This window comes from Fructobacillus americanaquae (genome assembly GCF_024029775.1).
GTDB classification, from domain to species: Bacteria; Bacillota; Bacilli; order Lactobacillales; family Lactobacillaceae; genus Fructobacillus; species Fructobacillus americanaquae.
The window spans coordinates 742714-765323 of sequence record NZ_CP097122.1 but is presented as its reverse complement, the minus strand read 5'-3'; the positions used below and the strand labels follow the sequence as shown (position 1 = coordinate 765323).

General features: G+C 43.3%; 17 protein-coding genes and 1 other annotated feature. Of the genes, 14 read left to right on the top strand and 3 right to left on the bottom strand.

The window, feature by feature from the left end:
- Positions 1–468: 468 nt before the first annotated feature.
- From M3M36_RS03620 to argH, 12 genes are all read left to right on the top strand, one after another.
- A complete protein-coding gene (locus M3M36_RS03620; protein WP_252774419.1) occupies positions 469–1572 on the top strand; it encodes a PTS sugar transporter subunit IIC in 1104 nt (367 codons plus the stop codon).
- 283 nt (positions 1573–1855) lie between these two features.
- Positions 1856–3022: a PTS sugar transporter subunit IIC gene (locus tag M3M36_RS03615; RefSeq protein ID WP_420842373.1), complete on the top strand. Its 1167-nt coding sequence runs from the start codon at positions 1856–1858 to the stop codon at positions 3020–3022.
- 491 nt (positions 3023–3513) lie between these two features.
- Positions 3514–4845, top strand: coding sequence for an SLC45 family MFS transporter (locus tag M3M36_RS03610; RefSeq protein ID WP_252773278.1), 1332 nt, complete (start codon positions 3514–3516; stop codon positions 4843–4845).
- 14 nt (positions 4846–4859) lie between these two features.
- Entirely contained in the window at positions 4860–7055 is a 2196-nt protein-coding gene (locus M3M36_RS03605; protein ID WP_252773277.1) for a glycoside hydrolase family 65 protein, read from the top strand.
- Between the two features lie 45 nt (positions 7056–7100).
- Entirely contained in the window at positions 7101–7793 is a 693-nt protein-coding gene (gene pgmB, locus M3M36_RS03600) for a beta-phosphoglucomutase (RefSeq protein WP_252773276.1), read from the top strand.
- A 364-nt stretch (positions 7794–8157) separates the two neighbouring features.
- Positions 8158–8673, top strand: a complete 516-nt coding sequence (locus M3M36_RS03595) for a TetR/AcrR family transcriptional regulator (protein WP_252773275.1) — start codon at positions 8158–8160, stop codon at positions 8671–8673.
- A gap of 1 nt (position 8674) precedes the next feature.
- The gene (locus tag M3M36_RS03590) at positions 8675–9727 is read left to right on the top strand and encodes an ABC transporter permease (protein WP_252773274.1); all 1053 of its coding nucleotides are present in this window, start codon (positions 8675–8677) and stop codon (positions 9725–9727) included.
- A gap of 4 nt (positions 9728–9731) precedes the next feature.
- Positions 9732–10406 (top strand): ABC transporter ATP-binding protein, encoded by a 675-nt coding sequence (locus M3M36_RS03585; RefSeq protein WP_252773273.1) that lies wholly within the window; start codon positions 9732–9734, stop codon positions 10404–10406.
- A 437-nt stretch (positions 10407–10843) separates the two neighbouring features.
- Positions 10844–11071 (top strand) — a binding site (T-box leader).
- Between the two features lie 58 nt (positions 11072–11129).
- Positions 11130–12593 carry an ABC transporter substrate-binding protein/permease gene (locus M3M36_RS03580; RefSeq protein ID WP_252773272.1) on the top strand — a complete coding sequence of 488 codons (1464 nt, stop codon included), beginning with the start codon at positions 11130–11132 and terminating at the stop codon, positions 12591–12593.
- Positions 12586–13329, top strand: coding sequence for an amino acid ABC transporter ATP-binding protein (locus M3M36_RS03575; protein WP_252773271.1), 744 nt, complete (start codon positions 12586–12588; stop codon positions 13327–13329). Before M3M36_RS03580 ends, M3M36_RS03575 begins: the two co-directional genes overlap by 8 nt.
- Positions 13330–13442: 113 nt before the next feature.
- Positions 13443–14657 carry an argininosuccinate synthase gene (locus tag M3M36_RS03570; RefSeq protein WP_252773270.1) on the top strand — a complete coding sequence of 405 codons (1215 nt, stop codon included), beginning with the start codon at positions 13443–13445 and terminating at the stop codon, positions 14655–14657.
- Between the two features lie 11 nt (positions 14658–14668).
- A complete protein-coding gene (argH, locus tag M3M36_RS03565) occupies positions 14669–16051 on the top strand; it encodes an argininosuccinate lyase (protein ID WP_252773269.1) in 1383 nt (460 codons plus the stop codon).
- 138 nt (positions 16052–16189) lie between these two features.
- Here argH and M3M36_RS03560 read toward each other — a convergent pair whose 3' ends face one another.
- Complete coding sequence (locus M3M36_RS03560; RefSeq protein WP_252773268.1) at positions 16190–17095, bottom strand: metal ABC transporter solute-binding protein, Zn/Mn family; 906 nt, start codon at positions 17093–17095, stop codon at positions 16190–16192.
- A gap of 2 nt (positions 17096–17097) precedes the next feature.
- Positions 17098–18015, bottom strand: a complete 918-nt coding sequence (locus M3M36_RS03555; protein WP_252773267.1) for a LysR family transcriptional regulator — start codon at positions 18013–18015, stop codon at positions 17098–17100.
- Positions 18016–18216: 201 nt separating this feature from the next.
- On the opposite strand from M3M36_RS03555, the gene M3M36_RS03550 reads away from it, so the two are divergent.
- Positions 18217–19839: a malolactic enzyme gene (locus tag M3M36_RS03550; RefSeq protein ID WP_252773266.1), complete on the top strand. Its 1623-nt coding sequence runs from the start codon at positions 18217–18219 to the stop codon at positions 19837–19839.
- Positions 19840–20013: 174 nt separating this feature from the next.
- Complete coding sequence (locus M3M36_RS03545) at positions 20014–20970, top strand: AEC family transporter (RefSeq protein ID WP_252773265.1); 957 nt, start codon at positions 20014–20016, stop codon at positions 20968–20970.
- Positions 20971–21233: 263 nt separating this feature from the next.
- On the opposite strand, the gene M3M36_RS03540 is transcribed toward M3M36_RS03545, so the two are convergent.
- Positions 21234–22595, bottom strand: coding sequence for a threonine/serine exporter family protein (locus M3M36_RS03540; RefSeq protein WP_252773264.1), 1362 nt, complete (start codon positions 22593–22595; stop codon positions 21234–21236).
- Between the last annotated feature and the right edge of the window lie 15 nt (positions 22596–22610).

Below are 22610 nucleotides of genomic sequence, written 5' to 3'. Positions count from 1 at the left end.
GGCGGTGGCCGCAAAATTAGGTGCACGATTAATAAAAAGGTTTCTGAATTTTCAGAAACCTTTTGTACTGATGTGGTGATACGACCAACGTGTTGGTCTTATTTTATAAGCGATTAATAAAAAAATAAAATTAGTGTTGACTCATCAAATTCTCATGTTATAATAAAATCATTATTAAACAAGACGAAGAAAGAAAGGCGGTTTCACTGATGAAGAATATTATGAATCAAAGTCAAATCGCCCAATCTCAATTCGCGTTGTTGCTCAGCTTGCTAATGTACTCCTAGTAAGTTGATTTTTGAGTTTGTCAGCTACTGGGAGGAAACTTCCAGTAGCTGCTTGGGCAGAAGGCCCCGGCAGTGTAAAACTGCCGGGGCCTTTTTTATTTAGTAAAGGAGAGAAGCGATGGACATTAGTCGTCAAGCAAAGATTGAGGAAGACGTAGCTGATTTTGAAAAGGCCGAAGCAATGGTGGTCAATCAAAATGAAGGGAAACAGGACAAAGAGTCCGTGAAGGAGATGGTTTATAACGTTAGTGCGGCGGTTTCAAACGCCATCTTGGTTACTTTGGGAATGGGCTTGTTGTTGCAAACGATTGCCGGCTTCATTCACTGGGCACCAATGATTCAGTTGGGGGCGATTACGAAAATCATTTTGCCGGCTGCCTTTGGTGCTGCCATTGCTTCACAACTAAAGACGAATACGATGGTGATGTTTTCAGCGATGGCTGCCTCAACGGTTGGCGCAAACGCCGTTTTCTTTACTACTTCAAGCATGAAGCTGGCAACGGTGACAGGATTTTCGAGTGCACAGGCGGTTGGATCAACCGTTATCACGACCGGACAACCAATTTCAGCCGTTTTGGCTGGTTTGATTGCCGTCCTCTTTGGTAAGTGGTTGTCTGGTAAAACACCGTTAGATATGGTGATTGTGCCAGCCTTGACGACGATTGTCGGAACGGTATCTGGTTACTACTTAGCAATTGTGACTACACCAATTCTGGTTAAGATGGGTGAAATGATTACAGCAAGTATTGCAGTTAATCCTGTTATTGGGACGGCTTGTGTGGCCATGGTCTTCGGGGCATTGACAATGACGCCTGCTTCTGCAGCTGCTTTGGCGGTAGCGATTGGTGCCACCGGTGTTAGCTCACCTGAAGCAGCTGGTGCAATTTTGATTGGGACGACGGCTGTCTTTGTTTCTTATCCGGCGATGTCCTTCCATGAAAATAAGATTGGGGCAACAATTGCCCAAGGAATTGTTACTCCGAAAATCCAGTTTCCCAACATTATTAAGAACCCAATGTTGCTGATTCCACCAATGGTAGGCGCAGCAATTGCGGCACCAATTGCAACGATTGGCTTCCATATTACCGTACCATTTGCAATGGCAGGAATTGGCTTCAACTCCTTCATCGTTCCTTTGGCTCTTTTCGGTCGAGGCATGACAGTCTTTGGTGCATACATGGTCTTCGGCGTGGTAGTGCCAGTGGTGGTTTCCTTCATTCTGTATCGAATCATGCATAAAATTGGTTGGATCAAGTCAGGCCAAACCCATCTGGAAATGGTGTAATGAAATTATCAAAATTAGTGTTGACTAATAAAATTCTAATGTGATAATTAATTTATCATATAAAGAAGAGCAGAAAAGAGGGTAAAGATTATGTACAAGTTCATGCAAACAAATCAGGCCCAATCACAAGTCATTATTATTATCAGCTTACTAAACAATTAAACTAGTAGGTTGGTTTTAAGTGCACCAGTTACTAGTTCTTAGTAACTGAGTGTTAAAGGTCCTAACGCTTAGCGTTAGGACCTTTTTTATTTGCGATTGGTTAAGAGAAAAAAGGGGAATGATGCATATGGATGCACGAGTAACAGAAGACAAAGTTCAAGAAGATGTTTTGGACTTTGAAAAATCAGAAACAGCTGTTGAAGCAGCTCCAAAAGATCAAGAAACATTAAAAGAGAAAGTTTATAACGTTAGTGCGGCGATTTCAAATGCGATCCTGGTCACGCTGGGAATGGGATTTTTGATGCAGTCAATCGGTGGCTTGACTCATTGGCCAGTACTGGTGCAATTAGGTTTGATTGCTAAGGTTATGTTGCCGGCTGCCTTTGGCGTGGCAGTTGCCTCACAGTTAAAGACCAATACCATGGTGATGTTCTCAGCGATGGCTGCTGCAACGGTTGGTGCTAACGCGGCCTTTTTCACGACGACAACGATGAAATTATCAACGGTGACTGGCTTTGCGAGTGTGCAAGCCCCGGGTTCGATTGTTTTGACGACAGGACAACCAATTTCAGCGGTTATGGCTGCTGTGGTAGCCGTTCTCTTTGGAAAGTGGTTAACTGGTAAAACGCCGTTAGATATGATTATCGTGCCGGCATTAACGACGCTGGTTGGAACTGTTTCAGGTTACTACCTGGCTCGTGTGACGACGCCCCTCTTAGTTGGAATGGGTAAAGGTATTGCTGCTACTGTTAGTTGGAGTCCAGTTGTTGGAACAGCATTGGTTGCCATGTTGTTCGCTGTCTTCTTGATGTCACCAGCATCATCAGCAGCTTTAGCGGTGGCCATCGGGGCAACTGGTGTTAGTTCACCAATGGGTGCTGGTGCCATGCTAGTTGGAACGGCTGCTATGTTTGCGGCTTATCCTGCGATGTCTTTCCACGAAAACAAGCCAGGAACCTTTATCGCACAGGCTTTCGTGACGCCTAAGATCCAGTTCCCAAACCTGGTCCGCAATCCATGGCTCTTCTTACCACCAGTTGTATCAGCAGCTGTCTGTGCGCCAATTGCTGCCGTTGCCTTTCATTTGACGGTGCCATTCTCTTTGGCGGGAATGGGCTTGACTTCATTAATTGTGCCACTTGATTTGGCAACGAAGAATCCCGGGATGTTGGGAACTTTCCTAGTCTTTGGAGTTGTTTTGCCTGCCTTGATGTCCTTCTTGCTGTACCGTGTTCTCTTAAAGATGGGCTTGGTCAAGAGCGGTCAAACGCACTTGGATGTTATCTAATTTCACCGTAAAGGTTGTAGAAACCCCAGAATTTAGACAAATTCTGGGGTTTTATACTGTCTAAATTAGTCATTGTCGACAAAGTCAATCAGTGATTATCCGTGAAAAAATCCATTAGTATTGCAGGGTTCCAATCCATGGTTCATGAATTCAAACAGTGATAGTTAGATTAGGATTGTGATTGTGTTAACCGTGACCAGTGGACACAGTCTGAATTAGTCACTGTCGTGAAAAGAAAAACATAACTAACAATGATGGAACGGCAAGTTTCAGTGGTACGTAAAAATAACAACATTCTTTTGGCATTTCATAGTGAAGGTTAGCGCTAGTAGAAAGTCACTTGAAAAGAAAAATTTAAAATGTTTTGTTTTTATCGTTTTATTTTAAAAATAAACATTTTTTCAGAAAAAGAAAAACGCTTACAAAAAAGTGTAAGCGCTTTCAGAAAAAGATGCTATAATCAAATTACAAAAGATAAGGAGGAAATCTTTATGGAAAACTATCAACATGAATTACCTGTTCTAGAAAAGAAACAAATATTTAATCTTACCTTTGGATATTTTGGATTAAATATGGCCTTTTTTTTACAAACATCACAGATGAGTAGAATATTCCAAACCATCGGAACGGATCCTACTAAATTAGGTTGGTTCTTTATTTTACCGCCATTAGCAGGGATGATTGTTCAACCCATTGTCGGTAGAATGTCCGATAAGACTTGGAATCGATTTGGCAGACGGCTGCCATATTTGATATTCGGAGCAATTATTTCAGCTTTGGTTTTGATTCTTTTACCCAATGCTGGTTCGTTAGGATTTGGGTATGGATCTTCGACCGCTTTAATCTTTGGAGCTGTTAGCATCATGATGTTAGATGTTTCTGCTAATATGTGCCAACAACCATTTAAGATGTTAATTGGTGACATGGTTAATGAACGACAAGAGGATAAAGCATGGTCGTTACAAAATATTTATTCGAATGCGGGAGGAATGTTGGCCGCTATCCTACCAGCTGTAATTACGATTATTGGCTTCTCCAATATTGCGCCGAAGGGTGAGGTTCCAGCCAGTGTTAAGATTTCTTTTTATCTGGGGGCAATCATTATTATGGTAACGACGTTCTATACAATTATGAATGTCAAAGAATATAACCCGCAAGATTATAAGCAGTATCATGGATTGAAAAAAAATAAAAATGAAAAAACACCAAGCTTTATTTCACTCTTAAAAAACGCTCCATCAATTTTTTGGGAACTTTCTGCTGTGATGTTGTTTAGTTTTATTTCTGTTCAATTTGTTTGGACTTATAGTACTGGCGCATTAGCAGAAAATGTGTGGCATACGACAGATCCAGCTAGTGTTGGCTTCCAAGCGGCTGGCAATTGGAATGGTATTTTAACTTTTGTGCAGTCATTAACCGGTGTGCTTTGGGGAACTTTAGTTTTGGCTCAACTAAAACCGTCAAAGCGAAGGGGGGCACTCTTCTTTGCACTGATTTTAGGCGGAATTGGCTTGATGATGCTGTTTTTCATCTCGACTAAAATGTTAACAATCGTGCCATTTGCTTTATTTGGCATTATGTATATAACGATTGGAACGGAAGCTTTTGCAATGATTACAAGTGGTATTAAGGGCGAAAATGAAGGGGCCTATTTAGGTTTGTTTAATTGGCAAATCTGTATTCCTCAAATTATCGCCTCCGTTTCGAGCTTTGCAATTTTCCCTATGGTACACAAATCGATGAGTGCAATGATGTTGATTGCAGGAATTTCAGCTTTAGTAGCAGCAGTAATGATTAGATTTGTTAAAACGGTCAATGATTAATGAGGAGTAGTGTGATGAATGGTCAGCAGATGGTTTTAAAATTAAACGATATTAGTTCTAAAAAACCTGGAAATATTGCCGCTATATTTTCTTTGTCAAACGGGTATGTTGGCATACAAGCTAGTAATCCAATTAATGGATCAAATGATACTGGTACTTTAGTTAACGGTTTTTTTGAATATAGTCCAATCACATATGGTGAAGCCGCCGCGTTTTATCCAAAAAATAATCAAACGATTGTTCCGGTCTTAAATCTGAGAAAAATCATTTTGCTAGATGAAAATCATCATCGGTTTGATACTGCCACAATCAAAGATATTTCCCTCAATTTGGAGAACGGACAATTACACGAAGTTTATGAAGTCAGTAATCAAGCTCATAAAAAAATCGAAATGACAGTGGTTTCAGCCATTGATCAAAAGAATTTATCTTTTTATGGGATTAAATTTTCTTTTAAGCCGCTTTCGTACAAAGGAAAATTAATAGTTGATAAACGTTTTAAATTGGACGCAATCAGTGAAGCTGCTGATATTGGGGCACAGGAGGATCCACGGAAAACACGCAGAGTTAATAGTGCAGCAAAGCAGATTATTGCTAGTGCTGATGATCGAGAAATACTAAAAATCGCAACAAAAAAATCCAATCAATCAATCACAATTCAAGGACGTTCAATATCCAAAAAATTGTTAACTGAACGTGATTTAACAACAAGTTTTGACCTCACTTATATCTATCAAGTTAGTAAAGGAGATGAAAATAAGGTTGTTCCAATAGAGCAACATAGTTTTGTAAAGATCAAAGAGAATAGCCATCAGTTCTGGGAAAAGGTTTGGCAACAAAGTGCAGTAATGATTTCAGGTAACGATGAGATCAACTTGGCTCTCCACTTTAATATTTTCCAATTAAATCAGGCTGCGGGGAGGGATGGGCACACTAATATTGCCGCTAAAGGCTTAACTGGTCCTGGCTATGAAGGACATACTTTTTGGGACACAGAAATGTATATGATGCCCTATTTTATTTATACGAATCCAGAAATTGCTAAAAGTCTGTTAATTTATCGATATCATACGTTAGCTTTTGCAAGGAAACGGGCGCGGGAATTAGGTGTTGATAGTGGTGCATTGTTTGCTTGGCGATCAATTAATGGCGAAGAAACATCGGCATATTATCCAGCAAGTACAGCAGCATACCATCTTAACGGGGATATAGCCTATGCAATTGGGAAATACTATGAAACTACTGACGATGATGAATTCATGGAAAAATACGGTTTCGAAATTCTACTCGAAACAGCTCGGTTTTGGAGAGAATTCGGGTCATGGACAGAGAAAAATGGGCAAAAAAAGTTTGAATTCTTGACGGTTACCGGCCCAGATGAGTACACGGCAATGGTCGATAATAATTATTTTACTAATCGAATGGCTGAAAATAACCTTCAACTGGCCTACACGGTGGGGCACAAATTAGCGGTATCAAATCCGAAAATATTATTAAAATTAAATACCTCCGAAAATGAGCTACGTCAATTCCAACATCTTTCGACCAATATATATTTTCCAAGAAATACGCAATATGCTATTAATGCCCAGGATGATAGTTTCTTCAGTAAACCAATCTGGCCGTTTCAAACGACCCCAAATTCGCAATATCCGTTACTGCTGCACTATCATCCACTTCATATTTATCGCTATCAAGTTAATAAGCAAGCCGACACCATCCTTGCTGATTTCTTATTTCCGGAAACAATCACTGAATCCCAACTTGGCAGAGAATTTGATTATTATGAAAAAATTACGACACATGATTCTTCCTTGTCTCGCTCAATCTTTAGTGCAGTAGCTGCCAGAATGGGGAACGTGAAGAAGGCATATAGTTATTTTTCTGATACTGTTCGGATGGATTTAATTGACCTTCAAGGAAATACAGAAGACGGATTACATTTGGCTAATTTGGGTGGGAGCTGGCTCGATGTTGTTCAGGGATTTGCCGGTATGCAAGTAACCGCTCAAGGTATTCTGAAAATATTGCCACATCTACCAGAAGAATGGAATTCATTTGAATTTAGATTAATGTTTAAAAAACGGTTACTAAAGTTTGTAATCGATCAGCAGATAACAGAAATTACCTTGATAAATGGTGACCCATTGGAAGTTATTATTAATCAAAAAAAATACACCTTATCGAAAATAATCAAAATTAATAATTAAGGTAATCAAATGGGAAAGTACCGCTAGCAATGGAGGGAATAAAAAGTGAAGTTTGAGGATATCAAGGGAGTTATTTTTGATTTAGATGGTGTTATTTCGAATACATCGCGGCTGCATAATGTTGCATGGCAGCAGGTGGCCAAGCAAGTCGGAGCACAATGGACGGAGAGTCTTTCGAATAACTTGAAAGGAGTTAGTCGACAGGATTCACTCGAATTAATTTTACAAGCGGTACCTGCTGACCACCAATATAATGAAAGGGAAAAGCAAGAATTAGCCAATGATAAAAATAAGCATTATTTAAGGTTAGTTGATAATATGACTAAAAATGATATTCTTCCCGGAATTGTCCCGTTTTTAGAAAGTTTAAAACACAACAATTATCAATTGGCTTTAGCATCGGCATCCAAAAATTCGTCAAGGGTATTAGAAAAAATAGGGCTGAGTCATTATTTTTCTGAGATTGTTGACCCGCAAAAATTATCTAAGGGAAAACCAGATCCGGAAATCTTTACAACGGCAGCAAAATTATTAAGCCTTAAACCAGATCAATGCATAGGTATTGAAGATGCTGCAATGGGAATACAAGCGATTAACGCAGCTAATATTTTTTCAATCGGTATTGGTGAGCAAGATATTTTAAAAGATGCTGACATCGTTTTTGAAAATACTAACTTGTTAACATTAAACAATATCCGAGAATATTTTGAACAAAGAGAACTGCGACAAACAATTTAAAAATAGATTTTCATGGCTAGATTATACATTTATGATATTGACGTGAAGGTTGTCATTTTTCAGGTAATAATAGCTGTTAAGTTTATCCATTTTAGAGTAACGGTCGATCATGAATTAACTCGTTATTGTTTCAATATTTGGTCAGGTTCTTTTTAATAAGCCACTATGTTGGCTTATTTTTTTGCTTTTTTTAAATAAAAATGAAATTTAGTGAGGTTGCCTAACAGCAAGGAACGACTAAGTTATTCAGCAAAACAAGGGCGGGTGTTCAAGAGCGAATTACGATTTATTGTTGACAGTGTGTCATAAACGAGTAAACTAGAGAATGAATAATGACACGGTGTCATTTTAGGGGGGGATAAAAGTGCCAAAACCAACATTTTTAAACTTAAATGCAGACAAAAAGGAAAAAATTAGTCAGGTTCTCTTAGAGGAATTTTCGACCTCTTCGCTCTTAGACGCCAATGTTAACAATATTGTCAAAGCGGCCGGAATTGCTCGCGGATCTTTTTATACTTACTTTGCTGACCTAGAAGATGCCTACCGCTACACGTTGGGCCAGGTGATGACGACGATTCATGAGGGTTTTGTTGGGGATAACCCATTTCAAGCGACTCGCTCTTTTATTGACCGAGTGGAACAAAATCCGTATTACGACTTTTTAAGTAATTATTATGTCGTTGATGAGGCTATTTTGGCTGCTCATCACCAAGAAACCAGCAGTAAAAACTGGGACCAAGCGACGGCTGATTTGCCACAATGGCTGGCCAACGTTGCCGTTCACCATTTGATTCGCGAATATTTTTTAGCACCAACCGACAAAGAGCAAATTTTGGCCTTATTAGATGCCTTGTCAGGCTGGAACAAGCAGGAGGTTTAAGATGTTTTTAGCAGGGCATGAAATTAAAAAAGAAAAGTTACGTTACGGGTTGATCGTAGCAGTCATTGCCATGATTGCCTATTTAATTTTTATTCTAAGTGCCTTAGCACTTGGGTTGGCCAACGAAAATACGGCGGCGGTGAATAGTTGGCAGACCAAATCAGTGGTGTTGAGTAAAGATGCTAACGGCGACCTTAGTCAGTCCTTGTTGACGCAAGCAGATGCTGACCGGGTTTTGGGAAAGCGGGCTGATTTACTCGCCTTAACCCCAGGCATCTTAAAGATGGGTGAGCTCCGCGACTCGGCGATGTTTATTGGCTTGAGTAAAAACAGTCAGGTGGCCCAGAGTATTTCGTTGACAAAGGGCCGCTTGTGGCAAACTAAGAATGAAGTTGTCATTTCTAGTAAGTTGGCCAATCAGGGGATCAAGTTAGGGCAGCAATTAACCCTAGGGCTGCAAAGTCAGCCCCTAACGGTTGTCGGTTTTGCCAAAAATGCGGAATATAATATGGCACCAGTTGTATATGGCGACCAGTCACAGTGGGCTGCCATTAAGGGGACAACTGCTCAATTTGTTGGTTCAGGCTTTGTTAGCCGGGGAAAACTGACCGTGCGTGACGGGAACTTACAGGTAGTTACGAAGGCGGCATTGTTTGAAAAAATGCCTGGTTATAGTGCGCAAAATAAGACTTTCGTGTTGATGATTGCCTTTTTGATCCTGATTTCAGTTGTGATTGTGGCCATCTTCCTCTATATTTTGACGGTGCAGAAGATGGAAAACTTTGCTGTCTTACGGGCACAGGGAATTCCGGTTAGCTATTTAGTGTTAAACACCTTGTCGCAAACCATTTTAATGATGGGTGTAGCGGTAGTTGTTAGCATGGCCTTGGCTCTCGGCACGAGTGCTATTATGCCAGCAGCGGTGCCAATGTTCTTTAACTTTAGTTTGATTGGTCTGACAGGCTTGGCTTTGGTTGTTATGGGGCTATTGGGTGCTGTGATTCCGATGCGGTTGATTGCTAAAATTGATCCAGTAACAGTGATTGGAGGATAAGTACATGGAAAATTTAGTACTACAGCAAGTGAATAAGACCTTCGGTCACGGGTTAAATCAGGTTCAAGCACTGCAGGGTGTCGATTTTATTGCCAACCGTGGTGAGCTCACGCTGATTTTGGGGCCATCTGGTTCCGGGAAAAGTACCCTGCTGACGATTTTAGGTGGCTTACAACGTCCAACTAAAGGGAAAGTTTTGATTAATGGTCAAGATATTAGCCGGTTAACTGGCAAAGAAGCTGACCGCTTTCGGTTAGATCATATTGGCTTTGTGCTTCAATCCTATAATTTAGTGCCGTATTTGACGGTCAAGGAACAATTCGCTTTAGTGGATAAGGTTAAAAAAACCGAAAACTTGTCACCAGCAGCTATGGATGGTTATTTAGAACGACTGGGAATTACGCAGTTATTAGATAAGTATCCGGGTGAGTTGTCCGGTGGGCAAACGCAGCGGGTGGCAATCGCGCGGGCATTGTATGCGGATCCTGATTTTATTTTGGCCGATGAACCAACGGCTGCTTTGGATAGCGAGCGGGTGGCAGAGGTTGGTCAACTTTTTCAGGAAATTGCTCGACGTGAAAATAAGGCCGTGGTCGTCGTTACGCATGATTTACGGTTAAAAGAAGATGCTGATCGAATTTACGAATTAGTCGATGGTCGTATAAAGGGATCAAATTAGAAAAGTTTCGTTAAAATCCGTGTAAATTAGAAGGTCGGTTCTTTGTTCTAATTTGATTAGGAAGTAAAAGAAAAATAGAAAAAGGCGAACCCGGTTGATGGTCTTCGCCTTTTTATTTCAATCACAAAAGTGATCGTGCCATTCCTCGTTTTAATTTAGTAAAACAAAAAAACTATGTTTTAAAGAGAAGTTTGCAAGTTATAACTTAGCTAACTAAGCAAATGCGCTAGCATAAAATGATCTTCAGAACGGTCAGTAAATTTTTTTGGAGTGATTAATTCTAATAAAGTTCTTTTAAATTAAAATAAGCAAATGTTTTTCCATGATCATTTCCCTTAAAATCAGCTTTTTTACCTAAAAAGAACGAATAAAACGAAAAAAATTTGCAAAAACTCTTGCAAGATTAGGTTTTAGTGCTATAATTATTAAAAACTAATAATAAAACGTTAATTAGGAAGTAGTAATCTCCGTTTTGTAGTTCAGTGAAGTGTTGGTTGGTGTGAAACACGTACAGGCGAAGATGAACGTCACCTATAGTTGTATGCGATGAAAACCATACTGGGCGCTCCCATTACAGAGCTGACGATTTGAAGTTTAGATCGAATAATGAGAGATACCCTTTTTGGGTATAAGTAAGGTGGTACCGCGTGCAGAACGTCCTTTAGTCGAAAGACTAAAGGACGTTTTTTTATTGGTTAGGAAAAAAGGGAAGAGGACGAGAAGATGAAGAACATAACGAAGTGGTTGCAACAAGCATTCATCACAATCACTATTTTGGTTGTCGCCGGATTAGGCATGACCCAAGTGGCCCACGCTGATGATGGTTTGCAAAAGATTAAAAAAGCGGGAGTGATGAAGGTAGCAATTTCGCCGGATTACCCACCATATGAATTCCAGGTGAACAAAAACGGCACTTCAACTGATGTTGGAATGGACGTTGACATTGTCAAGCAGATTGCCAAGGACCTGGGCGTGAAATTAGAAATCAAAAACATGGACTTTAGTTCCGTCTTGGTTGCCGTCCAAACCGGCAAGGTTGACATGGCCATTGGGGGAATCAACCCAACCGACGAACGTCGTCAAAGCGTCGACTTTTCAAAGATTTATTACAACGGTGGCCAAAGCTTTTTGATTAGTAAGACAAACGCTGCGAAATATAAGACGGCTAGTGATTTACAGGGAACTAAGATTGGCGCCCAAACTGGAACCTTGCAATACGATTTGGCGCAACAAAAAATTTCGGGAGCCACGGTTGTGGGGATGGACAAGACACCAAACCTGATTTTTGCCTTGAAGACCAACAAGGTAGCAGCTGTTGGGGTTGAGAAGCCAGTGGCCCAAGCTTACGTTGCTAATGACAAAGATTTGAAGATGATTGATTCCGGTTACCAGTTGGACATCAACCAAACCGGTGCAGCGATTGCCTTTGCTAAGGGAAACCCTGAATTGGTAGCAGCAGTCAACAAGTCGATCGATAAGATTGAGGACCATGGCTGGATTAATACTTACTTGAAGAATGCCGGTAAGAACATGTCCGAAAATACGGTGGACACGTCAATGCTGCGCTACTGGCACTATTTCTATAGTGGCTTCTTAAACACCACTTTAATTGCTTTTGTTTCAGTTGCCTTTGGAATTATCTTAGGAATTATCTTGGCCTTGATGAAAATGTCAAAGTTTAAGGTCTTGAGCTGGCCAGCTATTTCTTACATCGAAATTGTCCGGGGAACACCAATGATGGTTCAAATCCTCTTGGTTTACTTTGGTCTTGGTGCTTTGATTAATATTCCAGCCCTAACGGCCGGTATCATCGCCGTTTCCTTGAACTCCGGTGCTTATGTTGCTGAAATTATCCGTGGTGGAATTACTTCATTGGATAAGGGACAAAAGGAAGCAGCCAAGAGTCTTGGCTTGAACCAAAAAGACACGATGCGCTTTGTGATTTTGCCACAAGCCTTTAAGAACATTTGGCCAGCATTGGGTAATGAATTTATCTCAGTCATCAAGGAAAGTTCTATTGTTTCGATCATTGGTGTGACTGATTTGGTTTATGAATTGAACATCGTCCGCGCTGACACTTACCGTGGTATTGCACCAATCGTGGTTGTCATGGTGATTTACTTCTTGATGACCTTTATCTTGACGCGGGGCTTGAACTACTTAGAAGGGAAGATGAACCATGACTAATCCATTAATTTCTGTAAAACATCTCAAAAAAGACTTCGGTGGCAATGAAGTTCTCAAAGATATTAACGGCGACATTGATGCCGGTCAGGTGGTCTGCATTATCGGCCCTTCTGGTTCTGGTAAAAGTACCTTACTTCGTTGCATCAACCAGTTGGAACGTCCAACTAGCGGTGTTGTTGATTTCAACGGTGTTGACTTAGCTCAACAATCTGATCAGGAATTGGCCAAGCTTGGTGAACAAATCGGCATGGTCTTCCAAAACTTTAATCTCTTCCCCAATATGTCGGTCTTGGCTAATTTGAAATTAGCGCCAATGCGAGTCAAGGGCATGTCCGACGAAGAAGCGACTGCCGTAGCGATGAAATACTTGACGAGTGTTGGTTTGGCTGACAAGGCTGATGCCTTCCCAAACAGTCTGTCTGGTGGGCAAAAACAACGGGTGGCCATTGCCCGTGCTCTAGCAATGCAGCCTCAGGTTTTGTTCTTCGACGAACCGACTTCTGCCTTGGACCCTGAAAATGTCGGTGAAGTCCTCAAGGTCATGAAGTCATTGGCGGATGGCAAGATGACCATGGTGGTCGTCACCCACGAAATGAACTTCGCCAAGCAGGTCGCTGATGAAATCTGGTTTATGGCTGATGGTGTGATTCAAGAAAAGAATACACCGAACGAGTTGTTTGGCCATCCACAAAATCCAAAGACCCAGGACTTTATTAGTAAAGTTTTGGCTGATTAAAAAGAGGAACTAAACGGTGGCAGTCGGTGCGAATAACTAAGTGGCTGATTCGAAGACCAGTAGTTATTCCAAATAAACAAGTGAAATTGATGGAAAAATAGAGGAGAAACAAAATGACAAAGAAAATTGTATTGGCATATTCAGGTGGACTCGATACTTCTGTGGCAATTCCATGGTTGATTGATAAGGGCTATGAAGTCATTGCCGTTGTCTTGGACGTTGGTCAAGGCGGCAAGGACTTGGATGAAATTCAAAAGAAGGGCCTCCAAGTTGGCGCAGCTCAGTCAATCGTTGTTGATGGTAAGGAAGAATTTGCCAACGAATACGTTGCCCCAGTAATCAAGGCCAATGCCTTGTATGAAGGTGCCTATCCTTTGGTTTCAGCACTTTCACGGCCATTGATTATTAAGAAATTAGTTGAAATTGCCCATGAAAACGGGGCCGATGCAATTGCTCACGGCTCAACTGGTAAGGGCAACGACCAGGTTCGTTTCGAAGCAGCGATTCATGCCTTGGATCCTGATTTGGCCATCGAAGCCCCAATCCGTGACTTTCACTGGTCACGTGAAGAAGAGATCGATTACGCCAAGGACCACAACGTTCCGGTGCCAATTGGTAAGCAATCACCATACTCGATTGATGCCAATCTGTGGGGCCGGGCCAACGAAGCCGGTATCCTCGAAGACCCTTGGAACATTGCCCCCGATGATGCTTGGGGTATGACGGTTGCACCAGAAGAGGCACCAGAAGAAGCGACATTTTTGGACTTGACCTTTGAAGAAGGGTTGCCGGTCGCCCTTGATGGGGAAAAGTTGACCTTGGCGCAGTTAATTGTCAAGTTAAATCAGATTGCTGGCGCAAATGGTATCGGCCGGATTGACAAAATTGAAAACCGTTTGGTTGGCATTAAGTCTCGTGAAGTTTATGAAGCACCAGCCGCAGCCGTGATTATGGCTGCCCACAAGGATTTGGAAGACCTGACCCTGGAGCGTGACGTTGCGCACTACAAACCTTTATTGGAACAGAAGGTGACGGATTTGATTTACAACGCACTGTGGATTACGCCACTCTTTGATGCCTTGCAGGCCTTCATCAACCAGACACAACAGGTTGTTAACGGTACAGTGAAGATGAAGTTGTACAAGGGCCAAGCCGTTGCCGTTGCGCGGAAGTCTGAGGAAAACTCACTGTATAACAAGAACTTAGCCACTTATACGGCAGCCGATAGCTTTGACCAAGTTGCTGCTGGAGGCTTCATTAAGTTGTGGTCATTGCCAAGTATGGTCTTTGAGCAAGTCAACCACATCCATTCAGAACAAAAGAAATAGGAGGGAATCAAATGTCCGATAAATTATGGGGTGGCCGGTTTACCGGCAAAGCAGCAGAATGGGTCGATGAATTTGGCGCCTCAATCGGCTTTGATTATCGGTTGGCAGCCGAAGACCTGGAGGGTTCATTAGCTCACGTGAAAATGTTAGGGCAGCAAGACATTATTTCAGCTGAGGAAGCTGAACAAATTAGTGCTGGTCTCCACGCTATTCAGGCTGATTTGGCCACTGACAAGGTGGAATTTTCCGTTGCCAATGAGGACATTCACCTGAATATCGAGTCCTTGTTGACGAAAAAGATTGGTCCGGTTGCGGGAAAGCTGCATACTGGTCGGTCACGGAATGATCAGGTGGCTACTGATTTTCATCTGTGGGTTAAGCACCGCTTGCCAGCAGTCAAGGAAGCCATCACTGAGTTGCAGCAGACCCTTCTTGATTTAGCCAAGAAACATGCGGGTGTGATTATGCCCGGCTATACGCACATGCAACATGCCCAGCCAATTAGCTATGGCCACTACCTGTTGGCCTATTTTGAGATGTTTCAACGTGACTTTGAGCGGTTTGAATTTAATGAAAAGCATACGGATATGCTCCCATTAGGAGCTGCGGCCTTAGCTGGTACGACCTTCCCCATTGACCGCCAACTAGTGGCAGACGAATTGGGCTTTGACTCTATCTACCACAATAGTTTAGATGCGGTTTCGGACCGGGATTTTGCCCTCGAGTTTCTCTCGAACGCCTCCATTTTGATGGTCCATTTGTCACGGATGGCGGAAGAACTGATTTTGTGGGGAACCTATGAGTTCAATTACATCGAACTTTCGGATAACTTCTCAACCGGATCATCGATTATGCCTCAAAAGAAGAATGCGGACTTTGCCGAACTTGTTCGGGGAAAGACCGGGCACGTCTTTGGTAGCCTAATGGGATTGTTAACGGTGATGAAGGGGCTGCCTTTGGCCTACAATAAGGATATGCAGGAAGATAAGGCAGCCACCTTCGAGGTCATGGATACGATTTTGGCCTCCGTAAAGGTCTTTACGGGAATGTTATCAACGATGACAGTTCATGCTGATCGGATGGAAGCCGCTACGAAGGATGATTTCTCGAATGCGACTGAATTGGCCGATTATTTGGCTACGAAGGGGGTGCCATTCCGTCAAGCCCACGCTGTTGTTGGTGAGTTGGTTTTGAAGGGCATTCAGACAGGGCAAACACTCAATGAGATGTCTTTGGCTGATCTCCAAGCCGCTGATAGCCATATTGAAGAAGATGTCTATGAAGAGCTGACTTCCAAGGCGGCCGTTAACCGCCGAACTTCCCTTGGTGGTACGGCCGTTGCAAACGTCCTCCAGGAAATCAGTCGGGGACAGGAACGATTGGCAGCACGGTAGGTGGTACAAATGATTTTTGAATAACCGCTAACTTAGGGTTACTGCGCTAATTCAAACCAATAAAAAAACACCGAACAGGTTCGTTCGGTGCTCATGAGAGTGAAGGTAATCTGCCTTCACTTTTTTGTTTGCTGATTTTTACTTCGCAACAATTTCTTGAACTTGCTTCAATTCACTGAGTTTCCAGTCGACGTAAGAAGTTTTCTCAGGTGAAGTTTCTGTCACCTTGACGATTGGAATGTTGTTGTCCTTGGCCAACTTGACGATTTTATCAACTGTGCCACCTGTGGTTTGCGTGTTGTAAACCAAAAAGGCGAGTTCGTGGTTCTTAATCTTGTTTTGAATGTCAGTCAAGACAGCTGGAGAAGGATCATTTCCTTCTTCAATGGCTTCGGCGAAATCAGTTCCGACCACGTTCGCACCTAAGGCGTCCAACATGTATTCATAGACTGGTTCAGTTTCCATGACTTCCTTACCGGCGACTGCAGATTTCAATTCGGCGATCTTGTCGGTCACTGGCTTCAGCTTTGTAGCGTAGGCCTGTGCATTGGCTTGATAATCAGCCTTGTGCTTAGGGTCCTTCTTGCTGAGCGTGTCAGCCAATCCCTGCGCGGCCTTAATCATGTTGGCTGGATCGTTCCACAAGTGGGGGTTTGAGCCAGACTTCTTGTTTAAAATATCGTTACCAACATAGAGCACTTGGGTTGACTTCGACGTCTTGGCTAATTTCTGCAACCAAGCATCGTAGCCCAAGCCGTTTCCAAAGGCAATATCAGCCTTGGCAACCTTTTTCGCAACGGCGTTAGTTGGTTCATAATCTTCTGGTGAAACGGACTGTTTGGTAATAATGGCTGAAACATTAGCATGGTTGCCGGCAACCGTCTTGGCCAATTCGGCATAGACATTGGTTGAGGCGACAATGGTTAATTTGTCAGACTTTTTGTCATCTTTTTGACTGTTGCTTTGCCAAGCAACTAAGCTACCAGCGACAGCCAAAATCAGTACTAAGATTGTGACCACGATGGTTGTTTTCTTCTTTTGCATCATCATTCCTCCAATGGGGGTGTTCTGTGATCCGGCCAGCCAATTTTGGTGGCGGCCAAGAGCTCATCAAAAATCAGCTGTTGTTCGTCCGTTAAGACGATGTCTTTTCGGTAAGCAAAGCCGACCTTAAATATGGGCTGGTCGTCATCTGTGATTGGCAATGTGGTCACACCCGGGAAAGTCAACGCTGGGTGGTGAACCATAAAGCCAATCCCACGATTTTGTCGAATCAGGCTTAGAATTCCGTAGGGTTCCGAGGAATTAAACAAAACGTTGGCATGAAAATGGGCGGCTCGGGCCAACTGGTCGAAAGCCTGGGTATGAACGAAGTTATCTTTCAGTAAGATGAATCTTTCGTCTTTGATTTCTTCAAATGACACGGACCCTTTTTGCACCAAGGGGTAGTCGTCGGCAGCCAGAATAGCAAACGGCTGCTCGTCAAAGGGGATTAAATTAAATTCGCTTTGATCGATGTCATCGAGATAGCCGACAAAGGAAGCGTCGAGCTCACCATTTTTTAACTGGTCGATGGCTTCTTGGGCCCCAACCTCGACTGTTTTCAAATGGGCGAGGGAATCGTCAGATAAGACCGTTGCAATGGCTGGAAAGTAAGCAACTTGAATAATGGGTGGCAAACCAATCAAAAGTGAGTCCTCACTGTCGCGTTTGATTTCCGTTTGGGCAACTTGGTATTGTTCCACAATTAAGGTAGCATGTTGTCGCAAAAGTTCGCCGGCATGGGTGAGTGTCACGTTTTTATGCGCAGCCTGTCGCAAAATGAGCTTGGCGCCAAGCTCTTTTTCCAACCGTTGCATCGCAAGCGAGACGGTTGGTTGAGAAATTCCAAATTTCTCAGAAACCTGAGAAAAGTTTCGGTAAGTTGCGAGGGCTAAATAGTATTGTAAATCGGTTATGCGCAAGGTTTTCTCCAAATTCAGTTCTTAACATTCAAGCCTACTCCTATTATAGCAAAATCTGTCAACCCCCCTTCATGAACTATAGGGAAAAGTGTGGGTATGCCACCTGTTTGACTATAATTTTCTTCGGGTTATAGAATAACAGCGTTAAGTGATTCGAACTTCGATTCGAGTTAGAAAACAAAGAAAAAAGGAGCCTATCTCATGACACCAATTGAGATTTTAAATAATCCCTTCCTCAACAAGGGAACAGGGTTCACGATGGAAGAACGTAAGGAACTCGGCGTTGCCGGTCTTTTGCCTCCCCGCGTGCAAACTTTGGAAGAACAATCAGCACAAGCATACGCACAATACCAATCAAAGCCTTCTGATTTGGAAAAGCGTTTGTTCTTGATGGAAATCTTCAACACCAACCACACATTGTTCTACTACTTGTTCGGACAACACGTGGTTGAGTTTATGCCAATCGTTTATGATCCAGTTATCGCTGACACGATTGAAAATTACTCAGAATTGTTTGTTAACCCACAAAACGCAGTTTACTTGTCAATTGACGAACCAGACGTGATGGAATCAGCCTTGAAGGCCGGTGCCAATGGTCGTGACATTAAGTTGATTGTTGTGACTGATGCTGAAGGAATCTTGGGTATCGGTGATTGGGGTACGAACGGTGTTGATATCGCCGTTGGTAAGTTGATGGTTTATACGGCTGCTGCCGGTGTTAACCCTGAAAACGTTTTGCCAGTTGTCTTGGATAACGGAACAAACAACCAATCATTGTTGGACAACGACATGTACTTGGGTAACCGTCACGAACGTGTTCGTGGCGAAAAGTATACAAAATTTGTTGACAGCTTCGTTGAAGCTGCTGAAAACTTGTTCCCTAATTTGTACCTGCACTGGGAAGACTTTGGCCGTTCAAACGCCGCTGTTATCTTGGACAAGTATAAGGACAAGATTACAACGTTTAATGATGACATCCAGGGAACTGGAATCATCACTTTGGCAGCCGCTTTGGGTGCCATGACCATCACAGGTGAAAAGTTGTCTGACCAGACTTACTTGACATTTGGTGCAGGTTCAGCCGGTGCAGGTATCGCCAACCGGATGTTTGAAGAAATGTTGCAAGAAGGTTTGTCTGAAGAAGAAGCTCGCAAACACATCTACATGGTGGACAAGCAAGGCTTGCTCTTTGACGACATGGACGATTTGACTCCTGAACAAAAGCCATTCGCCCGCTCACGTTCAGAATTTGCAAACGCTGCTGATTTGACAAACTTGGCAGCTGTTGTCAAGGAAATTCACCCAACGATTATGGTTGGAACTTCAACGCAACCAGGTGCCTTTACAAAGGAAATCGTGCAAGAAATGGCTGCTCACACTGAGCGCCCAGTCATCTTCCCATTGTCAAACCCAACGAAGTTGGCCGAAGCAAAGGCAGAAGACTTGCTTGAATGGACTGATGGTAAGGCCTTGATTGCTACTGGAATCCCAGTTGACCCAATTGAATACAAGGGTGTTAGCTATGAAATCGGTCAAGCCAACAACGCCTTGGTTTACCCAGGACTTGGTCTTGGAACAATTGCTTCAACGGCAAAGGTCTTGAATGATGAAATGATTTCAGCCGCTGCTCACTCATTGGGTGGGATCGTTGATGCAACCAAGCCAGGGGCAGCCGTTTTGCCACCAGTTTCAAAGTTGACTGTCTTCTCAGAGACAGTTGCAATCGCCACTGCTCAGTCAGCCGTTGACCAAAAGATCACGAAGGAAGAGATCGCCGACGTGAAGAAGGCCATCGAAGACTTGAAGTGGGAACCTAAGTATTAAGATTTAACTTACAAAAAACAAAGCAAAGCAACAACACATGGAAAAGGGCGAAAAGTCCTTTTTTATGTGCAATTTTTTAAAATTAGTGAAGTTCATGGCAGGTCAGTACTCATAAGTACTGATTGATAAGTGGATGGGGCTACTATGAGCGCCACCCGTAGAAGGGAGTTCTTTATGGCATTTTTAAATTCGGTTGAAAGTGTTGTGACAATCATCTTGATGATTGCCCTGGGTTTTGTTTTGCGCCAGCGGGGCTGGTTTGCTGATAGTTTTTCCGGGAATATTTCTCGTTTGATTACTAATATTGCCTTACCGGCATCGATTTTTGTCTCAGTATTAAAGTTTTTGACACGTGATAAATTAGTGTCCTTGTCTGGAGGATTGGTTTATGCCTTCCTCTCATTTGCCATCAGCTATCTAGTTGCCTACATTTTGGCTTATGTCTTCAAGGTCCGTCCTGGCCGCAAAGGGACCTTTATTAATGTTGTCGTCAATGCCAATACGATCTTTATTGGTTTACCTTTAAATGTGGCGCTTTTTGGTAATCAGGCGCTGTCTTATTTCCTGGTTTATTATGTGATGAACACGATTTCAACCTGGGCCATTGGTGCTTTGATTATCGCCAATGATCGCCCAGATAAGGGACAAAAGGCCTTCAATTGGAAGAAGCTTTTACCTGCTCCCTTGGTTGGGTTCCTGGTGGCCTTGGTCTTCTTACTTTTGGCCATTCCGGTTCCTGATTTTGCAACGTCAACATTGACTTACGTTGGTAACTTGGTCACGCCATTGTCCTTGATTTATATCGGGATTGTTCTTGCGGATGCTGGTTTAACCAGTATTCACTTTGACAAGGACACGGTTGTTGCCTTAGTTGGGCGCTTTATCTTTGCACCAACCGTTATGTTGACCCTTTTGGTTTTCGCCGGCGGCTTTTTGGGTCACTTACCACACCTTGAAGCTCAAACCTTGGCAGTGCAAGCTGCCACGCCGGCTTTGGCAGTTCTGCCAATCTTGGCCAATGAGGCCAATGGCGACGTGAAGTACGCCACGAACGTCGTCACCACATCAACCGTTCTCTTTGTGGTGATTGTGCCCGTCGTAAATACCATTGCGACACTGCTTTTTAAATAAGAAATCTTTCGGTAAGAAAACCCGCCCTTCTCGTCTTGAGAGGGCGGGTTTTTGACTGATTTAGTTACAATTGAAGAAAAAATAGGCATGTAAAAAGGTGAAAAAAGTACCGCTCTACTTGAATAATGAAGGATAACATATCACCGTCAGCGGGGGGGCTCTTATGGACGGCTTTTAGATCAAAAATTTGTAATCTTTTTGAGCAATATCCCTTGAATGTCAAAAAAGCCCCTTTCTGATCGAGGAGGGGGCTTTTTCTCAAACTAATCCACGATTCGCCATTGCTTATCGAGGACAAACCGGGCCACGAAGAGGCCAAAGGGCAAAAAGAGCATGATTAAGAGGGCCTTAGTCAGCCATTCAGCGCCGGTTCCAACGTTGTTGAGCCCGAGGTTGTAAACGCCACGGTAGATGTAGAGTCCAGGGACCATGATTACGATTGATGGTACGGTCAAAGTGATTCGGGGGTACCGTAATTTTTGGTTGACCAGGGAAGCCAGGAGCCCGGCAAGCAAGGCGCCAATGAAGGCCGCTGCCGCTGGCGGACAGTGAACGAGATCGACTAATTCAAGTCGGACCGTGTTGGCGACGGCTCCGATCAAGCCAGCCGTGATGGCCATCTTCTGCTTTGAATTAAACATCATCGAGAAACCATAAACACCGGCAAATGAGGCCAATAAGCGCAGGATAATTAATGGACCAAGGGATAGCCCCTGTGGCAAGAAATTTTGCGGTTTGAGGCCCAGACCAAGGGCCAAGAGCCAACCAATAAAGGTTGCCGTGATAATGGTTGTCAGGGCAAAAGTTAAACGTTCCAACCCTGACCGCATATCGTTCTTGGTGATATCGAGAATGCTCGTGATATAGGGGAAGCCGGGGATGACAAAGAGCATGGCGCCAACATAGCCAGCTTCATGGACTGAGGTATTGGCCCAAAAGAGACCCAAAACTTGTAATGATAGAAAATAAGACAAGCAGGCAATAGCAACGCCTAATGTTGTGGTGGCGACGGCGGTCCAATGGCGTTTTCCCAGGAGCTTACGGGTAAACTGTCCCAATCCGGCTCCAACAAAGCAGCAAATCATCTCAATCAGGCCGCCACCGAGCAGGAAGATAAAGCCGGCACAGGCTAGGCCGGCTGCTAGGCCGGCTTGGTAGGGCTGGTAGTTTCCGGGTTCTTTTTTGATGTCGTCAAGTCGCCGGTGGATCAGGGCCGGCTTTTGGTCGGCATAGTCACTGGCAAAGCGTTGGACGAAGTCTTGAAGTTCACTCAGTTTGTCGGTATTGACGCCTGAACTGGCGAGCGAGAGGCTTTCGGTAAAGGACTCAACTCCGTCAAAGCAGGTTAATGTTAGGGAGGTAAAGCCGATATCAGCGGAACAGGTCAGTCTGAGCGCTCTAGCGACCGTGTTCATGGCATCGCGCACACGCCAGGCACCAGTTCCAAAGGCAAGGAGCATGAGACCAACCCGGCCAACAATTGAAGCTCTTACCCGGAGGGATGCCTGACGGGCGGGTACTTGATCATTTTCAATCACTTTTTCCCAGCGAATTGCCATGTGGTGGTGGAGGCGTTCAGGATGAATGGTATCTTCGATGGCAGCTTTTGTGGTGGGGGTCGTCATGGTTCTTTATCCTTC

What these genes read in the sequence shown, in the direction of transcription:
- M3M36_RS03620 (WP_252774419.1), top strand. Translation starts at nt 469, where the DNA reads ATGGTGGTCAATCAAAATGAAGGGAAACAGGACAAAGAGTCCGTGAAG.
- M3M36_RS03615 (WP_420842373.1), top strand. Translation starts at nt 1,856, where the DNA reads ATGCATATGGATGCACGAGTAACAGAAGACAAAGTTCAAGAAGATGTT.
- M3M36_RS03610 (WP_252773278.1), top strand. Translation starts at nt 3,514, where the DNA reads ATGGAAAACTATCAACATGAATTACCTGTTCTAGAAAAGAAACAAATA.
- M3M36_RS03605 (WP_252773277.1), top strand. Translation starts at nt 4,860, where the DNA reads ATGAATGGTCAGCAGATGGTTTTAAAATTAAACGATATTAGTTCTAAA.
- M3M36_RS03590 (WP_252773274.1), top strand. Translation starts at nt 8,675, where the DNA reads ATGTTTTTAGCAGGGCATGAAATTAAAAAAGAAAAGTTACGTTACGGG.
- M3M36_RS03585 (WP_252773273.1), top strand. Translation starts at nt 9,732, where the DNA reads ATGGAAAATTTAGTACTACAGCAAGTGAATAAGACCTTCGGTCACGGG.
- M3M36_RS03580 (WP_252773272.1), top strand. Translation starts at nt 11,130, where the DNA reads ATGAAGAACATAACGAAGTGGTTGCAACAAGCATTCATCACAATCACT.
- M3M36_RS03575 (WP_252773271.1), top strand. Translation starts at nt 12,586, where the DNA reads ATGACTAATCCATTAATTTCTGTAAAACATCTCAAAAAAGACTTCGGT.
- M3M36_RS03570 (WP_252773270.1), top strand. Translation starts at nt 13,443, where the DNA reads ATGACAAAGAAAATTGTATTGGCATATTCAGGTGGACTCGATACTTCT.
- argH (WP_252773269.1), top strand. Translation starts at nt 14,669, where the DNA reads ATGTCCGATAAATTATGGGGTGGCCGGTTTACCGGCAAAGCAGCAGAA.
- M3M36_RS03560 (WP_252773268.1), bottom strand. Translation starts at nt 17,095, where the DNA reads ATGCAAAAGAAGAAAACAACCATCGTGGTCACAATCTTAGTACTGATT.
- M3M36_RS03550 (WP_252773266.1), top strand. Translation starts at nt 18,217, where the DNA reads ATGACACCAATTGAGATTTTAAATAATCCCTTCCTCAACAAGGGAACA.
- M3M36_RS03545 (WP_252773265.1), top strand. Translation starts at nt 20,014, where the DNA reads ATGGCATTTTTAAATTCGGTTGAAAGTGTTGTGACAATCATCTTGATG.
- M3M36_RS03540 (WP_252773264.1), bottom strand. Translation starts at nt 22,595, where the DNA reads ATGACGACCCCCACCACAAAAGCTGCCATCGAAGATACCATTCATCCT.